The sequence below is a fragment of the Bacillus amyloliquefaciens DSM 7 = ATCC 23350 genome, assembly GCF_000196735.1.
GTDB lineage: Bacteria > Bacillota > Bacilli > Bacillales > Bacillaceae > Bacillus > Bacillus amyloliquefaciens.
In genome coordinates this window covers 2,947,331-2,964,754 of sequence record NC_014551.1, presented here as the reverse complement: position 1 = coordinate 2,964,754, position 17,424 = coordinate 2,947,331, and the positions used below count along the sequence as shown (strand labels likewise).

At 37.9% G+C, this 17,424-nt stretch carries 17 protein-coding genes; all 17 read left to right on the top strand.

Annotation, left to right across the window (positions count from 1 at the left end; genetic code table 11):
- Positions 1-101 precede the first annotated feature (101 nt).
- Positions 102-575 carry a phage terminase small subunit P27 family gene (locus BAMF_RS35305; RefSeq protein WP_013353333.1) on the top strand — a complete coding sequence of 158 codons (474 nt, stop codon included), beginning with the start codon at positions 102-104 and terminating at the stop codon, positions 573-575.
- Complete coding sequence (locus tag BAMF_RS35300; RefSeq protein ID WP_013353332.1) at positions 572-2,275, top strand: terminase large subunit; 1,704 nt, start codon at positions 572-574, stop codon at positions 2,273-2,275. Before BAMF_RS35305 ends, BAMF_RS35300 begins: the two co-directional genes overlap by 4 nt.
- 11 nt (positions 2,276-2,286) lie before the next feature.
- Positions 2,287-2,490 (top strand): hypothetical protein, encoded by a 204-nt coding sequence (locus tag BAMF_RS35295; RefSeq protein ID WP_014470876.1) that lies wholly within the window; start codon positions 2,287-2,289, stop codon positions 2,488-2,490.
- Between the two features lie 4 nt (positions 2,491-2,494).
- Positions 2,495-3,739 (top strand): phage portal protein, encoded by a 1,245-nt coding sequence (locus BAMF_RS35290; protein WP_013353331.1) that lies wholly within the window; start codon positions 2,495-2,497, stop codon positions 3,737-3,739.
- Entirely contained in the window at positions 3,732-4,328 is a 597-nt protein-coding gene (locus BAMF_RS35285) for an HK97 family phage prohead protease (RefSeq protein ID WP_014470875.1), read from the top strand. The genes BAMF_RS35290 and BAMF_RS35285 overlap by 8 nt, the downstream gene beginning before the upstream one ends.
- A gap of 37 nt (positions 4,329-4,365) precedes the next feature.
- On the top strand, positions 4,366-5,559 hold the full coding sequence (locus BAMF_RS35280; RefSeq protein WP_013353330.1) for a phage major capsid protein: 1,194 nt from the start codon (positions 4,366-4,368) through the stop codon (positions 5,557-5,559).
- Between the two features lie 55 nt (positions 5,560-5,614).
- On the top strand, positions 5,615-5,911 hold the full coding sequence (locus BAMF_RS35275) for a head-tail connector protein (protein ID WP_014470874.1): 297 nt from the start codon (positions 5,615-5,617) through the stop codon (positions 5,909-5,911).
- A complete protein-coding gene (locus BAMF_RS35270; RefSeq protein WP_013353329.1) occupies positions 5,898-6,221 on the top strand; it encodes a phage head closure protein in 324 nt (107 codons plus the stop codon). The genes BAMF_RS35275 and BAMF_RS35270 overlap by 14 nt, the downstream gene beginning before the upstream one ends.
- The gene (locus BAMF_RS35265) at positions 6,221-6,604 is read left to right on the top strand and encodes an HK97-gp10 family putative phage morphogenesis protein (protein ID WP_014470873.1); all 384 of its coding nucleotides are present in this window, start codon (positions 6,221-6,223) and stop codon (positions 6,602-6,604) included. The genes BAMF_RS35270 and BAMF_RS35265 overlap by 1 nt, the downstream gene beginning before the upstream one ends.
- On the top strand, positions 6,601-6,984 hold the full coding sequence (gene gp17, locus BAMF_RS35260) for a tail completion protein gp17 (protein WP_013353328.1): 384 nt from the start codon (positions 6,601-6,603) through the stop codon (positions 6,982-6,984). The genes BAMF_RS35265 and gp17 overlap by 4 nt, the downstream gene beginning before the upstream one ends.
- A 32-nt stretch (positions 6,985-7,016) precedes the next feature.
- Positions 7,017-7,601 carry a major tail protein gene (locus BAMF_RS35255; protein ID WP_013353327.1) on the top strand — a complete coding sequence of 195 codons (585 nt, stop codon included), beginning with the start codon at positions 7,017-7,019 and terminating at the stop codon, positions 7,599-7,601.
- Between the two features lie 87 nt (positions 7,602-7,688).
- Positions 7,689-8,039 carry a phage tail assembly chaperone G gene (gpG, locus tag BAMF_RS35250; RefSeq protein ID WP_013353326.1) on the top strand — a complete coding sequence of 117 codons (351 nt, stop codon included), beginning with the start codon at positions 7,689-7,691 and terminating at the stop codon, positions 8,037-8,039.
- Positions 8,040-8,050: 11 nt separating this feature from the next.
- Positions 8,051-8,236: a hypothetical protein gene (locus BAMF_RS35245; RefSeq protein WP_013353325.1), complete on the top strand. Its 186-nt coding sequence runs from the start codon at positions 8,051-8,053 to the stop codon at positions 8,234-8,236.
- Between the two features lie 66 nt (positions 8,237-8,302).
- The gene (locus BAMF_RS35240; RefSeq protein ID WP_013353324.1) at positions 8,303-12,076 is read left to right on the top strand and encodes a phage tail tape measure protein; all 3,774 of its coding nucleotides are present in this window, start codon (positions 8,303-8,305) and stop codon (positions 12,074-12,076) included.
- Between the two features lie 11 nt (positions 12,077-12,087).
- A complete protein-coding gene (locus tag BAMF_RS35235) occupies positions 12,088-12,921 on the top strand; it encodes a phage tail domain-containing protein (RefSeq protein ID WP_013353323.1) in 834 nt (277 codons plus the stop codon).
- 23 nt (positions 12,922-12,944) lie between these two features.
- On the top strand, positions 12,945-14,816 hold the full coding sequence (locus tag BAMF_RS35230) for a prophage endopeptidase tail family protein (protein WP_232502504.1): 1,872 nt from the start codon (positions 12,945-12,947) through the stop codon (positions 14,814-14,816).
- A gap of 14 nt (positions 14,817-14,830) precedes the next feature.
- Positions 14,831-17,419, top strand: coding sequence for a peptidase G2 autoproteolytic cleavage domain-containing protein (locus tag BAMF_RS35225; protein ID WP_013353321.1), 2,589 nt, complete (start codon positions 14,831-14,833; stop codon positions 17,417-17,419).
- The last annotated feature ends 5 nt before the right edge of the window (positions 17,420-17,424 follow it).

Here is a 17,424-nt window from a genome sequence, read left to right as displayed (position 1 = left end):
ACGGCAGCTTATTTTTTATGGAATTAATTCTTTAGTTAACTAAAGTGTTTATTATCAAAATTAGACGAAAGGAGGTGGCTGCACTGGCGAGAAGGAAACAGATGACTGATACTCTCAAAGGTCAGATTACCAATGAACAAAAAGAAGTAAGAAAAGAGAATGAGGAAAAGCTGAAGGATTTTGAACCATTGCACGCAAAGCCACCACACTGGCTGTCTACAATGGGTAAGAATGAATGGACTAGACTATATCCGTATTTGAAAGCTTTACCTATAAGTGAGCTTGATAGGACATTATTAGCCATGTATTGTAATAGTTTTGCTCAATATCGTGAAGCCTTAAAGGATATTGCTCAGAATGGTCAAATTATGTTTGAACTGAACAGTCAAGGCGTTGAAGTGAAAAAGAAAAATCCGTCAGTTGAAATTATGAATGCAATGTCTAAAGAAATTCGGGGTATTGCTGGACAGATGGGTTTATCATTGGATTCTAGGTTAAGATTAGTCGGGCTCAATAATGAAGATGATGAACAAGAAGATCCAATGCAAAAGTTTAAGAAGCGTGGTAAATCATGATTGATGAAACTACGCTGTACGCAAGGAAAGTTGTTAATGGTGAGATAATTGCCTGTAGAAAAATAATCCTTGCTTGTCAAAGGCATTTAGATGACATCGAGAAATCCAAAACAGATTCATTTAACTATTGTTTTAATGTTGAAGAAGCACAAGAAAGCATTAGTTTTATTGAGACTTTATCCAATCCTGAGACTGGTGAAGGCTTAGAATTATTAATGTTTCAGAAATGGATTATTGGATCTATATTTGGATGGATAAGAAAAGACAATGGTCACAGACGATTCAAACGTGCAATGATCTCAATGGCCAGACGTAATGGGAAAAGTTTAATTGTCGCTGCAATTGGTGGTAAAGAGTTTATTTTAGGTGACTCACCACAGATGAACAGAAAGATTGTGTTTGCATCTAACGCCATGAAACAGGCTAGACATGGTTTTGAGTATATGCAAGGACAATTTAGAATCCTATCAAAGCAGTCTAAATCAATTAAAAGAAGTGTAAAAGTTTTAAAAGATTCAATTGAAGATAAATCCTCGAACAGCAAAGCCTATCCTGTAGCTTCAGATACCGGTAAACTGGATGGTTTCGCTTCCACTGTTGCTATTATAGATGAATTCCACGAGAGCCCAGACTTAAAAATGTACAACGTTTTGAAAACTGGACAAGTAGGTCTTAAAAGCTCCTTATTAGCTATTGTAAGCACCGCAGGACTTAACCCCAATGTTCCTATGTATAAGGAAATCCAAATGCTTGATCGTGTCTTAGAAGGCAATTTAACAATGGATGACTACTTCATTGCTATTTATGAGCAAGATGACGTTGAAAAAGAAATTGATATGCCTGAGACATGGATTAAATCAAACCCTCGCTTAGAAGATGAAGAAGCTGCGTCCTTTATGGTTGATAATATTAAGACCGATGTTCAAGCAGCTAAAGTACAACGCAATCTAAACTCCCTTTATGTAAAAACCTTTAATGTGTGGAGACAGGCAAGTGAACAAAGCTATATCCCTTTAGATGATTGGAATGCTTGTGCAGTTGAAGAAGCGCCGGATATCAGGGGGAAAGAAGTATACATTGGACTGGATATGGCAAAAGTTGAGGACTTAGCTGCTGTTTCATGGATTTATCCATTGGAAGATGAAAAGAAACGTTTTTACATTGATAGCCATTCCTTTGTTGGAACAAAAGGTGGAATTGAAGCTAAGTGTCAAAGGGATAAAATCGATTACAAGCAGCTGGCTGCAGAAGGATATTGCACAATTACAGACAAACACACTGGAATTATAAATCAACAGCAAGTTATTGACTACATAAAGAATCATATTGAGGAAAATGACTTGAAAGTGAGAGGATTGCTGTTTGACCCACATATAGTTGGCTTAGTTCTAAACGAGCTAGAAGATTATCCTCAAATTGAAGTAGGGCAGGTAGCTACAAAGTTAAATGCGCCTGTTAAGGATTTAAGGTTATGTGTCTATGATCAGCGTTTGATTCACAGTAATAACCCATTGTTAACAGAAGCAGTGAATAACGCAATTGTAAAAGAGTTTAACGATTTAACAAGGTTAGTTAAAGAAAAGAACAGAAACAAAATTGATCCAATTATAGCTGGAATCATTGCTCATTATGAAGCAATGCATCATTATTCAGATGAGTATGATCAAGATTACTATGCAAATTACAATTTTGCTTTGTAAAGGAGGAAAACATGAAGCTTGAAAAAGTTACCGCAGCATTAATGAGTGTGGTCAAGTTTATCTTTATGAACTTACACACTCTTTTATTTTTAGCTGGGCTAGTATTCGTTAATATCACAGCCTATAAATTTTCAGAATTACTGGGTTTATTATCAACGGGAGTCCTCTTAGTGTTGATTGCAATGATCATTAATCCTAAAGAAGAAAGGAAGTGATTAATTGGCATTCTTTAGATCAATGAATACAGGAGGGGAATCAAATGCTGTAAGTGCAAATGATCAAGCTTTTATAGATATCATTATGGGTGCAGATGGTGAAACATACACCACAATCAATGCAATCAAGAATAGCGATATTTTTACAGCGATTCATACGCTTGCTTCAGATATAGCATCCTCTCCAATTATGGTTAAGAATAACGGCATTGCTGATGAAATGAACATACTCTATAAATTATTGAATGAAAGACCGAATGAGTTTTACTCAGGGTATTTTCTGAAGTTCATTCTCGTGGCTAATGCTTTGTTGAACGCTCAATCGTATGCAGAAATCATTAGAGATTCTGACGGTAATCCTCTTGACCTGGTTCATTTGCGTAATAGTGAGGTATCTTATGATCAACCAAACGGAACAAATGAAATTATTTACACGTATACCCCTAGTAATGGCAAACAACGGATCATTAAGAGAGAGAACATGTTGCACATTAAATTCTTTTCATTAAATGGAATTACAGGTGTTTCACCGTTAAGTAGCCTTAAAAGAGAGATAGAAAGTCAAGAAGCCGGTAAGAAGCTTTATGTTGATTTCTTTAGACGTGGAGCTAATCTAAGTGGGATTTTAAATGTTAAAAAAGCTAATTTAGATGATGCTGCAAGGAAAAACATGAAGAAGAATTTTGAAAGCACGTATTCTGGTGATCAAAATCAACAAGGCATTTTAGTACTTGATGATACGATGGATTTCAAACAACTAGAAGTTAACACAAAGGTGCTTGAAATTGTCAATAATTATAATCATGGAACTAAACAAATTGCTAAAGCGTTTGGATTACCCCCTCATAAGCTTGGAATTGAACAAACCAACACTTCAATTGAACAGGCCAACCTTGATTACCTAACCAACACCCTTTCAAACTATTTTAATGCCATCTCTGCTGAGTTGAACTATAAGCTTTTATCTTATCCTCTGTATAACCAATATACATTTGAATTTGATACAAGAAAGTTTAGGGAAACAGATGCAAAAACAAAGCGAGAAAATGTTATTGCATTACTGCAGAACGGTATTTACTCTCTTAACGATGCTCTGGCTCAATACGGTATAGCATCAGTTCCAAATGGAGATAAGCGATTCATGAGCCTGAATTACGTTGATATTGAAATCATGGACGAGATTCAGAAAGCAAAAGCAAAGAGTCTGCCTATACCTTCAGCATCAGAAGGAGGTGAGGGAATTGAGTAAAACTGAAATCAGATTATTTAATGAAGATGGTCTGGAAACTCGTTCAGAAGGGGAGAAAGCCAAGGTTATTGCTGGATACGCCTTGAAGTTTAATACGAAATCAAACGTATTAGGCAATTTCATTGAAACAATTGAACCTGGGGCGTTAGATGGCACGGATATGAGTGACGTAAGAGCACTTGTTGACCATGTGCCTAGTCAGATCATTGGAAGAACAACATCAGGAACACTGAAATTAAACGTTGATGATGTTGGTTTGCGTTTTGAAGTTACATTACCAAGTACACAATACGCTAACGATCTTTATGAGAATATTCGTTTGGGGAATATTACGAATTGTTCATTTGGATTTCATTTAGCTCCACAAGGTGCAGTTAGACAAAAGAATCCAACAACCGGTGTGGATTTTCAGCGGATTAGAAAGATATCAAAACTAACTGACATCTCGGTGGTTACATACCCAGCCTACAACGATACAGATGTGTTTGCACGCAATCTGAATGAGGCTATTAAAGAATCTAATCAGAAGGAAACTGAAGAATTAAAATTTCAACTTGAATTATTGAAACTAAGAAACCAAAGCCTTTAAAGGCTTATTTTATTTGGAAAAAAGGAGCTAAATACATATGTTAAAAGAAAAATTGATTGAAACTAGATCTCTTATTGCTACAAAGCGTGATGAAGTAAATGCGAAGATTGATGAAGCGCAAGCTAAAGCTGATGAAGGGAATCTGGATGAAGCTAAAAATCTCAAAGATCAGGTTCAAGCACTGCAAAAAGAACTTACTGATCTTACAGCAAAATTAGCTGATTTAGAAGAAATTGCTGGTCTAGCAAAAGAAGAAACTGTAAAGGAAGAACAAAAATCTAATGATGGAAATGGGGAACAGCGCTCAATGAAACAAGAAACACGTGATCTACTTGGTGAAGATAAAAGAAGTGAAGAAGTAAGAAATTTTGAAAAGTACCTCCGTTCTAAAGGTCAGTATCGTGATGGAGTTGCAATGGTTGATGCAGAGGCAGTAATCCCAATTGATGTCATTACTAAACCTCAACAAGAACCGGAAGATGTCGTTGACTTGGCAGCTATGATTAACAACATTAATGTAAAAACTGGTTCTGGTACATATCCTGTTCTTGCAAATGCTGACACTGAGCTGATTCCTGTTGCAGAACTTGAGAAAAATCCTCAATTAGCTAAACCAAAATTCACTAAGGTTTCTTGGGAAGTAGAAACATACCGTGGATATTTGCCTATTTCTCAAGAAGCTCTTGATGATGCTGGAGTAGATTTGAGTGCAATTGTAGCAAACTACCTACAACAAATTAAACGGAACACAAAGAATGCCAGAGTAGCTAATGTTTTAAGATCATTTGCTAAGAAAACTGTATCTAGCACTGACGATATCAAACAAATCTTTAACGTTGATTTAAAACAAGCTTACAACCGTGACGTGGTATCCTCTGCTTCTGCTTTCCAATGGCTTGATACTCTTAAAGATAAAAATGGTCAGTACCTTCTTCAACAAAACATCTCCGCATCTTCTGGAAAATCCCTTCTTAGCAGCAAAGTAAGTGTAGTAGATGACAAAGTCTTAGGTACAAAAGCAGGAGACGCAGTTATGTTTATTGGTGATCTTAAAAGAGCTGGGCTGTTTGTAAACCGTATCGATGCAACTGCTAAATGGGTGGATAATGACATTTATGGTCAGCTCCTTCAAATTGCGGTACGCTTTGATGTTCAGCAAGCTGATCCTAAAGCTGGCTACTTTGTAACAGTTACACCACAAGTTGAAACAACTGAACCAGCTACAGCCTAATTATTTGAGAGTCGTTTATACGGCTCTCTTTTCTATTTTGAAAAGGAGTGATGCAATGACACTTGAGGATTTAAAACTCTATCTTAGGGTTAACCACAATTTCCACGATACCCAAATTAAGCTCCTCCAAGCTGCAGCGGAAAGCTACGTTAAGGATGCTGTAACCCTTTCTGAAAATCGTGAATCCTACTTTACCGACAATCCCAAATTTGAATTAGCAACTTCTATGTTAATTGGTCATTGGTACGAAAATGGCAGCGCAACAGCAGAAAAGCAAGTAAATGAAGTTCCATTTGGTGTGATTAATCTCATTCAACAAATGAGAGGAGCGTATGTTGATGGACTTCAGTAGGCTTGATACACCTATTTCATTTATCAAAATCAAGAATGGTAAAGACAAGAACGGTGAGAACGCAGAAGTGAAAGAAACTCTTTTCTGGTGTTTTGCTGAAATTAAGGATCAGAAACTGCGGGATAAGGTTGCCACTCTTGGCACAGTCCTTGAGGACACCATTACTTTTATTGTGCGCTATGATCAGCCAATGAAAATAACAAATGACATGAAGGTTCTATATGATGAAGAACTCTATGAAATCAAAGACGTGTTACCAAACTCACGGAAAAAAGACATGAGAGACATAGTTGTTAAGAAGGTGGGTTAATGGCAGAAGACTTACAAGGATATGAAGATACACAAAAGGCTTTAGATAAGATGGCTAGGAAATCCACTAAGGCGGGGAAAATTGCTCTTGCTGAAGGGGGAAAGATTTTTGCCAAGGGGTTAGAAAAGAACACACCAAAGGCTAGAGATAGTAAACATAAAACCCATATGAAAGACAATGTTGTTTACTCAAAGCCAAAGGAAGACGGTGAGTTATTCGTAAGTGTGGGCTATGGGAAAGAAACTGCCTCACGTATACACTTTTCAAACTTCGGAACAATTAAACAACCTCCGCAGCATTTCATGGAGCGTACTGAAAATGAATATGCACAAGAAGTGTTAAATGTAATTGCTCAAATTTATTCAAGGGAGATGGGACTATGAAGCTTCCAATTCAAGAAGTTGAACAATCATTGAGTAATAATGTCGAGCTTACCTCCCTTGTGCCTGATGAGCGCATCTACATGGTCTATGTACCGGAAGAGCATCAAGTTGTCGAGAATGCACCAATGATACGAATAAATGAATTAGAAAGCTATCGTAAAGACTATGCAGATGATGAAGTACAAACGATTAGTGTAGATATCCAAATTGATTTATGGACTAAGAAAATTGAGGAAGCAAGAGTTATTCAATCAATTATTGATGACATAATGGCGGACAACGATTATCAGCAATATGCATCAGCGTTTGATCGTGATCCTGATATTGAACTATATCGCTATGCAAGACGTTATAGAGCAACGAAATACATAAATCTCTAACTATAAAATTATAAGAATGGAATGATAAACATATGGCTAAAATCGGTTTAACAGATCTTCGGTATGCTGTTGTAGACAGCGAAACGGAGCAAGTAACAACAGTAACAAGAATTAGAGGGGCTCAGAGTGCAAAGCTTGATGTCTCAAACGAAAACGAAAAAATTTACGCCGATGATGGTGTATATGCTGTAATTGGCTCAGGTATTAGTGATGCAAAACTTGAGTTAGGTTTGGCAGATTTGAAACAAGAAGACAGAACGAAAATTCTAGGAATTAAAGTTGTAGATGGAATTGAAGAGTATCACAAAGATACTGATCCTCCATACGTTTGCGTTACTTGGAAAGAGAAGCACCATAACAAAGGGTACATTTACTATGCTCTTTTGAAAGGGAAATTCGCAATCCCATCATCTGAAGGTAAAACAAAAGAAGACAAGGTTAGTGCACAAACAGATTCCATTGAGGGTCAATTCATGCCACGTCAAAAAGATGAGTTGGTATTCCTGATTGGTGATGATCAACACGCTGATTTTACAGTAGAGAAATTTTATAAAAAGGCTTATGGAATCACAGTTACAGATCCAACACAAGATACTACAGTAGCACTGGACAAGTAAATTAATGAACGTTAGACAGCCTAATAAGCTGTCTATTTTTTATTCGAATTAAAAACAAAACTAGTAGATAAAGGTGGAATTTATAATATGGCACGTATTACATTGAAAGATTACTCACAAGCGAAAGTAAATGAAGTAGGAGAAATTATTGAAGTACCTGAGAAAACATATGTCGTTGGAATTGTTACAGCAAGAAAGCTTCGAAGAGCTCTGGAAATCTCTTCTCATGTTGAAGAAATGACTAATTTAGAAGCTAATGATGAAATGATTGACTATATTGTTGAGGTTTTCGAAAATCAATTTACAGCAGATGATGTTTTAGACGGTGTAGCTTCTGATGAACTCGATGAAGTCATTCAAAATGTAATGGATCAAATCACTGGTGCTGAGAAAAAAAAGAAACAACTGAAGGAGAAGGCGTTGAAAGCTCAGGGATAGAAGGCGAAGAAATGACGTATGCGGACTATGTGGGTAAGATTAACCAGCTGTACAAAGACCTGATGAAAGAGGGTTATAAATATCATGAGATAGATCAAATGGATATCAATGGATTCTTCTCTCTCATGGAGTACGAGCATAAGGAAGAAAACAAGATAGTTCCAGCATACAAAATTTTCGGTGTAAACGTGAGGTGATAAACAGGGAGTCCGATTTTGGACTCTCTTTTTTGATTTTAATTCTTGAGGAAAGGAGGTAAACCAATGGCTACTGAAGGAAAACCCATAGGCAGTTTAGTTATTAATGCCACAATGAATGATGCCGGGGTAAACCGAGGTATAACGGGGCTAAAGAATAACCTTAAAACAGCTAAAACAGCAACAAACGCTATGGTTCAGGAGCTTAAGTCGGTTGGTGATGAACTTGGCGCAAACAAGAAGCAGCTTGAAGGTTATTCAAATCAGTTAAAGATCCAAGAGAGTATTGTTGAAGAATACAATAAGTCATATCAAGAGCAAGTTAAGCTTTATGGAAAAGGTTCAGAACAAGCGCAGAAATATGCACAACGTTTAAACACTCAAATACAGACTTATCAATCCTTACAGGGTTCGATTATGCGTACTGAAACAACAATTAAGCGACTTGAACAAGCCGAAGAAAAGGCAAGTAATAGCACAGAAAAACTTTCGGTTGATCTGAAAAAGACCGGCGATTCTTCAAAAGAGGCACATGGAGATGTATCCAAGTTTTCTTCATTTGTTAAAAGTGGGCTTGTAGGAGCGCTTGCTAAAGGTACATTAGCTGTAGGTGCTTTGACAGCAGCGGTAGGTGGAATGGGCGCTAAGATGGTGCTTGATACACAGAAAACCCAAGGGGAATTTAGAGCGCAACTAGGGTTGACAGAGACTGAGGCTAAGAAATTAACCACTACAGCAACAGCAGTATGGAGAGACGGCTTCGGAGAAAACATGGAATCTGTTAAAGATTCTATTGGACAAGTTAGACAGAACATAAAGGGTCTTAGTGAAAATGAATTGAAACAGGTCACAAAGGATTCTATTGTATTAGCTGACACCTTTGATGCTGATGTAAACGAAGTTACACGAGCTGGTAATAACATTATGAAGGGCTTCGGAGAATCGAGCAAAAAAGCGTTTGATTTAATGACCTATGGAGCACAAAATGGCCTGAACTTCTCAAATGAAATGTTTGACAACCTTTCTGAGTATGCACCGTTATTTTCTAAAATGGGTTTCTCAGCGCAAGAATACTTCCAATTGTTAAAGAAAGGAACAGACTCTGGCGTTTATAACCTTGATTACATAAACGATGTAATGAAAGAATTTCAGATCAGGGTAAAAGATGGTTCTGATTCAACATCAGGAGCTATGGGGCAACTGTCAGGAAGCACTCAGAAGGTATGGAAAAGCTTTTTGAAAGGGAAGAGTACGGTTAAAGATGTTTCAAATAAAGTCCTAGGTGAATTGAAAGGCATGAAAAACCAGGTCAATGCCAATAACATTGGTGTCGCTTTGTATGGTACTAAGTGGGAAGACTTAGAATCAAAAGCGATGTATTCATTGGGTGGCATTGATGGGAAAATTGGTCAGATTGATGGCAAAACTAAAGCAGCAGGACAGGCTTTACAAGATAATTTTGGTGCTCGTTTAAAGAAGATTGGTCGAACAGGTTTGACAGCACTAATGCCTTTAGGAAATGGGTTACTGAATGTATTAGAACCTGCTATGAATGGATTAGAATCAGGAATGAAGGGGCTTGATCCTGTATTCAAAAGTATTTCAAGCGCAGGGAACAACATTAAAAAGGTGTTCTCTGGTATCTTTGATATTTTCAATGGTGATTCTAACAAAGGTTCGGACAAGCTCATGGATTTCTTTCCTGTTTTAACAGTACAGTCCATAATTGACGGCATTAATAGCATAAAGAACTCGTTTAATGGGTTGAAAACACAGGCTCAACCGATCATAGACAGTATGAAAAGTGGCTTTGCTGCAATGCAACCCGTCTTTTCAACAATAGGGACAATTGCATCCAGTGTATTTGCCACACTTGGGCCATTAATTAAACAAGCATTAGGCGGTATCATGTCGTTTGTAGGACAGCTATCAGCACAATGGGGGACATTCTGGAAAGAGAACGGAACGGTTATTTCTCAAGCACTTCAAAATGTTTGGAAAGTCGTTCAATTCGTAATGCCTGTTATTCTTGCAATCATACAGTCAGTTTGGGGGAATATTAAAGGCGTTATAACTGGGGCTATCTCAGTTATTCAGGGTGTTATCAAAGTATTCTCAGGGTTATTAACGGGCGACTTCGGTAAGATGTGGGAAGGTATTAAACAAATCTTCTCAGGTGCAATTAAAATGATTTGGAATGGTATCCAATTAACATTCTTCGGTAAGATACTTGGTGGTGCTAAAGCATTAGGCGCTGGACTTAAAGGTATTTTCCCTAAAATGTGGGGTTGGATTAAAGGTGTGTTCAAGGATGGTGCTTCAAGCGTCGGGAAGTTCTTCATTTCTATGAAAGACAAGGCATTTAAGATTGTCAGTGATATGAAATCAGGTATCACTAAAAAGTTTTGGGATATTGTTGACGCTGCTAAAGCATTGCCTAAAAAAATGGGTGATGGAATCAAGACTATGGGCGGTAAAGCCTGGGACGGTATCAAGGCGTTTGGAAATAGAACACTCCGTGGCTTCGGAAAAATCATCAATGGTTTTACTCAAGGCGGTATTAACTGGATCCTTGGAAAGATCGGCGTCTCAGAAGACAAGCGAATACCAAAATGGGATGTTCCTCAATATGCAAATGGTACTGGAGCTCATCCAGGTGGGCTTGCAATCCTTGGTGATGGTAAAGGTTCAAATGCGGGCTCAGAAGCCTTCATAACACCTTCAGGACACATGGGTTTAAGCCCTGCTAAAGACACGCTCATGAACCTTCCAAGAGGAACAGAAGTCCTGTCAGCTAGAGAAACTAAAGCCTTCTTATCTGGTATCCCGGCATATTCAAATGGAACTAAAAAGAAAGAAGGAATCATCTCCAGGGTATGGAATGGGGCGAAAGCTGCGGCAGGGAAAGTTAAAGACTTTGCTTTAGATGTGTTTAGCTACATCAGTAATCCATCAAAGCTTATTAACAAGGTTATTGAAAAGATTGGTTTGAAGATGCCTAATTTTGCAGGCTTTGCTGGAGATTTTGTCAAAGGTTCATTTAACTTTGTTAAAGACAAATCTGTTGGTTTCATTAAGAAGATGTTTGGTGAAGCCAGTAACTTTGGTGAAGGTGGTACAGCTGCAGTTAAGAAATGGGTAGCTGAAGCATTAAAAATCAAAGGGTTGGGTTCACAGTTTTCAAGTGCATTGGAAACCATTGCAATGCGAGAATCCGGTGGTAACCCAAATGTCGTTAATAGATGGGATTCAAACTGGAAAGCCGGTCATCCGTCACAGGGGTTAATGCAGTTCATCCCAAGTACCTTTAATGCTCATAAGGAGCCTGGATATGGAAATATTAAGAATCCTGTTCACCAAGTCCTAGCCTCCATTAATTATCTGAATAGCAGATACGGGGGCATTCTTAATCATCCTGGCTTAAAGTCAATGGCCAAAGGTGGCAGGTACATTGGCTACGATAAAGGCGGTCTAATTACTCGTGATCATACGGCTGAAGTTCATAGAGGTGAGTTAATTCTTCCTTTGCGTAAGTTTAGAAGGAAACAAGCTCACAAGGTGCTTAGTCAGGCTGGGAACATGGTTGGTTATAAACCAGAATCCCAACAAGCCACAGACAATAACGCTCTCTTACAAATGGTTGCAAAGCAGCAACAGCAAATTGACATTCTTCAAACTCAGTCAAATCAGAACAACCAAATGATCGCATTGTTGACGCAATTAGTAGCCAAAGACCCTCAAGTTTCTCTCAACATTCATGATTTAAACAGAGCCCAAGATAAAGCTTATCAAAGAGAACGAGGACAAAAGTACATGATTAATAATTTATCATTAACATAGGGAGTGATTAATTGAAAAAGAGTGATTTGATTATTGATGGAATGTTTTTAAGCGAGCATCTTAAAGGTGTCTCGCTTTCTTCATTTCGTCCTGAGTCACCATCATATGAAAGGCAAACAACATTTACTCACTCGTTAGTGGATGGGACAATGACCTATCGAAAAGGAAATAAAGGGAGACTCAACGACAAAAAGATTACGGCAACCTTTACTATTATAGCCAGTAATTCACAGCAATTTGATATGAAAAGAGATGAGATATACGATTATCTATCTCGTCCGGATCCTTATTACGTTATCTATTCACCACAACCTTTAAAAAGATGGCTTGTTACCTGTGATGACAGCTATTCAGTATTTCGGGAGAACGGCAAGAAGTGGAAAGAGTTTGATGTCACTCTCACAGCCATTCAGGGTGCTGCGGAAAGTGTATATGATAGTACAGCTTCAATGAACCTTGCAGACAATATGTTTCACTTGGGGATGAATATTGGAAGAGACTCTAATCCCGTGTACCATTTCAAGAACCGATCCACGTTCACAGTTGAGAATATAGGTAATGTGACAATAGATCCTTACAGACACAATTACAATGTTGAAATGTACCTTGAAGGAAAAGACATTACAATTACAAACCTAACTAACAACGACACTGTAACACTAGTAGGTACTCAATCTAAGTCAAACAAATTAAGCTTGTTTTCCCATCACATTGTTAATGGAACGAAAGTAATTGAAACAAGAAATGGACGCTTTCCAACATTAGAAAAAGGTCAAAATAAGTTTAAAATCACAGGTGCCACCTATAGTGATATTAAGTTTATAACCCATTTTTATTATAAGTAAGGTGGTGAATTCAGTTGAATCAGATGTACGTGTTGGATAGGAATACAAAAACAAAATATGGGTTGCCATTTGTTGAGCCAAAAGTAAATGACAATGTAAATGGTAAGAAGGACTTGTCGTTTTCGATTATTTTAAACGAAGCCAACCAACTTGAATTTAATGCCTTGGTAGGTAGGAACTTTATTTTATTAGATGAAGTGAGATTTAAGGAACAGCAATACTTTATTAATACCCCGACAATAAAACAAGAGGGTGACGTGCTCTCAAAAGACATTACAGCCACTCACATTTACGCATTCAGAGCTTCAAAACACCTGGTTCACGATACTATCGAAGGCTATAAAACGTTAGATGAAGCCCTATCACATGCTCTAAAAGGCAGTGAATTTAAATATGTAATCATGAACGATGCAAAGAACATAAAGTCAGTTAAATTAGAGAACTTTGGAGCGAAGAAATCTCTTGAGCTCATGGATGAGATAATAACGAACTATGGTGTTGAGTTCATTGTTGATAATACGACGATTTATGTTTATAAAAAGGCCGGTAAAGAGATTGTTAAGACCCTGGATAGCACTGTTAATTTAAAGTCGCTGACAATTACGATCACAGAAGACAACACAACGACTCGTGTTAAAGGATATGGGAAGGCAAAGGAAGAGAAAGACACGTTAGGAGACGAAACATTATCCTATAAATCAAAATCCGGCTCATGGTCTTATGATGATTCATTGAAAGCAGATTTCACAAAGAAAATCGGCTCATCATTTACATTTTCGTTTACGGGTACAGGCTTTAAGTTTAAGACGTTAGTTTCAAAGCTTGGTGGCAAATGGGAGTTCAAGATTGGTGATAAGAAGAAAACTATTTCAGTCTATGAAAAGGATGGCAATCCAACTGAAAAGGAATTCGAAATCATTCGTGGGCTTGAAAGCAAGGAATACAGTGTAACAGCCACATTTAAAAACAGGGATTCTAACAACCCTAATACAAAGACAGCGAAGAAGACTGACCCAGTAATGTATCTATTGAGGGGAAATATCATTACTGTTTACAGGACATACAAGAATGAAGATGAAAAGTATGTTTTCCCTCCGGTTGTCTACAAGCATCCCGATGAAAATAAGTTCTTGATTAATGGTCAGCCTTCATGGGCTGAGACTGTAACAGACGATTCGATTAAAACGAAAGAGGATATGGAGAAGCTCTTGAAAACCAAGGTGAATCCGTATCCAGAAGTAACGTTTGACGTTGATTACAATGAATTATTGGATGCTGTAATGGCAGGTGTAGAAGACGTTATCCAAGCAGGAGATACAATAAAGGTCAGAGCGAAAACTAAATTAAATGGGATTACATATGAAGACAAAATCCGGATAACTGGTAATGCCTACAACCCATTAGACTTAAGTCAGCCGCAAAGCTTAACCGTAAATGGTGGATATATTAAAAGTCGAATAGATTTAGAGGTTGAGGAAAAGAAACGTGCCAAGAATCAAGAGCAAGCAATAAAGAACTATGAAGCACAGTTAAAAGCAGGATTGACCGAAATAAACATTATGAAGCAACAAAGCAGCACAGAAACATATCAAACAACAAATACATACACATATTCCATTGAATACACTGGTGGACAGTGGAATGTAGTAAGTGGTGATGGGTTTACAACTATAAACAACAGTACGTTGGTATTGAATACTGATGATGACTTTGATTTTTCTTATGTGACATGTGAATCATCGGCAATTCTCAGAGATAAAGGGATTAGCTTATTTTCAGATTATCAAGACACAGATAAAGTTTTGATTTCATTTACCCAGGATGGAAAAACAATTGTCCCAACAGCCGTTCCGGATGGAGCGAGAGTGAAAATCCTAATTATAGGAACAAAATAGAGGTGAAGTAATTATTGGTTTACTTAAATAAAAAACACGAAGTAACCCCGAATGGGAATTTGTTTAATATCTTAGATAGCAATGCAAGATTGACTGAGAGTGGAATTAATCAAAGCTTGAACGCTTTAAAAGTCCACGCAAAGGCGAGGGGAGCCCACGCAGCCGACCAAATTACATACGGCGCATTCACTTTGGCTGATAAACTAAAGTATGACACTTCAAGAATTGACAACCTCATTCTAAATAGTGATAACCATAACATAAATGAGCTTATTGATTTGAGGGTTTCAGCTATTGATGGAAAGACTTTTGCTACAGCTTCAGGAAGATTTGTTTATGATGCCAATTATTATAAAAAGAAGTTAGATAGAATTGTCCATGTTGATGATTTTGGGGCTGTTCCTGATGGTGTTACAGACTGTACGCAAGCATTTAAAGATGCAATTGGTGAGGGAAATGTTGAAGTCCATTTTTCTCCTGGTACATATGTTGGTCAAATTGAAGTTCCTTCTAACTGTCGTTTGATTGGTAAAGGCGAAGATATCACTTATCTCAAAATGCCTGATGACGCTCCTGCTGGAGCAATATTGCTTACAAATAGAGATCATCAAGCCGGGAACGAAGGTATCTATGTAAAGGGGATTACGTTTGACTGGAATAAAGACCGACAAGGCGGATTAAGAGCACAAGGCGGAATACAATCAAGCTGTGTAACATTCGCCAATACTAAATACTTATGGATCAAGAATTGTAATTCAATCAATGCGGGCTTACATGGCTTTGATATTACAGCTCCGTCTTATAATCATGACGCAGCCAAAGAGCCTGATTACACAGCACAGGGATGTAAATACGTCTGGATAGATAATTGTAGAGCTTCTAACTATGGTGACGATGGGATTACGACTCACTACAGCGAATACATTTTCATTAATAATTGTCACTGTATCAATCCATCAGGTGAAGCGCATGATAAGGGATCGTCTAACTCAAATGGGATTGAAGTTGATGACGGTTCTAAGAATGTTTGGTTAACAGGGAACTTTACATCTGGAAACATTAGAGGTGTAGAAGTTAAGGCTCATACAGAATGGCCAGCATCAAGAAACATCCATATTATCAGTCATGTTTCTGTTCGTGACGTGCGTTCATATGATTTGAGACATATTGGACATCACAAAGCAGAGGATCCATGGAGTGATACAGCAAGAGATGTAGCGCTAATAGACTGTACAGCGATTCAGCCTGTATTCAATAGTTTGTATGAGGGTGTTACCCCAAGGGCATTAGACGTGTCCGCATATCAACGGGTAGATATTCATGGCTTCAGAGCTTATGGAGACCCTGATTATGACTATAAAGACAATCCTATTGTGTCCTTCCAATTTAAAAGCCGTAAGATCACAGTCAATGGTATGACTATAACAGGGTTTGCGAAAGCAGCCTGTGATTTACACGTAGTAGGTGGAGATCAAAGAACTGATGATGTAATGATTAGTAATCTAATGATTCATGATTCAGCTCCAGTTGGCGTGGTTCTTGGTGGTGGTGTGTACAATATTAACTTATCAAATGCTCTCCTACACACAAAGGGTGGTACAACCGGTATCACATCCCCGAATACGCAAGCAAATTTGTTGTTTGTTAGAGCCTACGGATATACTGATGCTGCAATTTTAGGCGGTGAGAAGTATTCTGTTGTACCAAACAATGTCAAAGGTGGCTTTAGAGCTGCATCCACTTCAGGACACCCATTAGACAGTACGAGCGCTATCATTGCTACAACAGGTGGTTGTAAAACAAAAGGGCCACGTAATGCAGTTATTGCTTCCTCTGGTGGATCTTCAACTGAAGCTTCAAGACAAGCTGTTATTGCCTCAAATGACTCTCATACTAAAGGTGACGGCTCATCAAGAGCTGTTTTAGCTTCTCAAGGTGTTATTAATGACAATAGTTATAGCATTAGGGGAGGATATGGAACAGGTAAAGCATCTACAGCTAATACTAAATGGGAAATAGACTCAGAAAACGGCAATATCTTAGGTGTTGGTCGTGTTGAAAGTGCTTCAAACTTCAAAGACTACGCTGAGTATTTTGAATCTGCAGATGGCAAAAAGATTGAAAGTGGGTACCTTGTAACCCTTGAAGGAGATAAGATTCGCAAGGCTTTAAAAGGTGATGAGATTCTAGGTGTTATTTCTGAAACAGCGGGCGTTGTATTAGGTAGTGCTGAGTTTTATTGGAATGACAGATACTTAAGAAATGATTTCGGTGGATTGATCTATGAGGAAACTGAAGTTGAATACACAGATAAGGATGGGAACATAAAAATTGAAAAGAAAAGCCTTTCTAAGCCCAATCCGGACTATGATCCTGAATTAGACTACACTTCACGACAGGAGCGTGATGAGTGGCATATTGTTGGACTTATTGGACAGATACATGTACGTATTGATGATACTGTTCAAGCAGGTGATAAGATTATAGCTAAGAATGGTAAAGGATCCAAATCAGATGACAACACGGGATTAACAGTCATGAAAATTAAGCAGCCATATGATTCTAATAAGGGATATGGTGTAGCAATAGCATTTATTAGATAAGGAGG

Excerpts from the sequence above, each read along its gene's own strand:
- BAMF_RS35305 (WP_013353333.1), top strand. The coding sequence starts at position 102 with ATGACTGATACTCTCAAAGGTCAGATTACCAATGAACAAAAAGAAGTA.
- BAMF_RS35300 (WP_013353332.1), top strand. The coding sequence starts at position 572 with ATGATTGATGAAACTACGCTGTACGCAAGGAAAGTTGTTAATGGTGAG.
- BAMF_RS35295 (WP_014470876.1), top strand. The coding sequence starts at position 2,287 with ATGAAGCTTGAAAAAGTTACCGCAGCATTAATGAGTGTGGTCAAGTTT.
- BAMF_RS35280 (WP_013353330.1), top strand. The coding sequence starts at position 4,366 with ATGTTAAAAGAAAAATTGATTGAAACTAGATCTCTTATTGCTACAAAG.
- BAMF_RS35275 (WP_014470874.1), top strand. The coding sequence starts at position 5,615 with ATGACACTTGAGGATTTAAAACTCTATCTTAGGGTTAACCACAATTTC.
- BAMF_RS35270 (WP_013353329.1), top strand. The coding sequence starts at position 5,898 with ATGGACTTCAGTAGGCTTGATACACCTATTTCATTTATCAAAATCAAG.
- BAMF_RS35265 (WP_014470873.1), top strand. The coding sequence starts at position 6,221 with ATGGCAGAAGACTTACAAGGATATGAAGATACACAAAAGGCTTTAGAT.
- gp17 (WP_013353328.1), top strand. The coding sequence starts at position 6,601 with ATGAAGCTTCCAATTCAAGAAGTTGAACAATCATTGAGTAATAATGTC.
- BAMF_RS35255 (WP_013353327.1), top strand. The coding sequence starts at position 7,017 with ATGGCTAAAATCGGTTTAACAGATCTTCGGTATGCTGTTGTAGACAGC.
- gpG (WP_013353326.1), top strand. The coding sequence starts at position 7,689 with ATGGCACGTATTACATTGAAAGATTACTCACAAGCGAAAGTAAATGAA.
- BAMF_RS35245 (WP_013353325.1), top strand. The coding sequence starts at position 8,051 with ATGACGTATGCGGACTATGTGGGTAAGATTAACCAGCTGTACAAAGAC.
- BAMF_RS35240 (WP_013353324.1), top strand. The coding sequence starts at position 8,303 with ATGGCTACTGAAGGAAAACCCATAGGCAGTTTAGTTATTAATGCCACA.
- BAMF_RS35230 (WP_232502504.1), top strand. The coding sequence starts at position 12,945 with ATGTACGTGTTGGATAGGAATACAAAAACAAAATATGGGTTGCCATTT.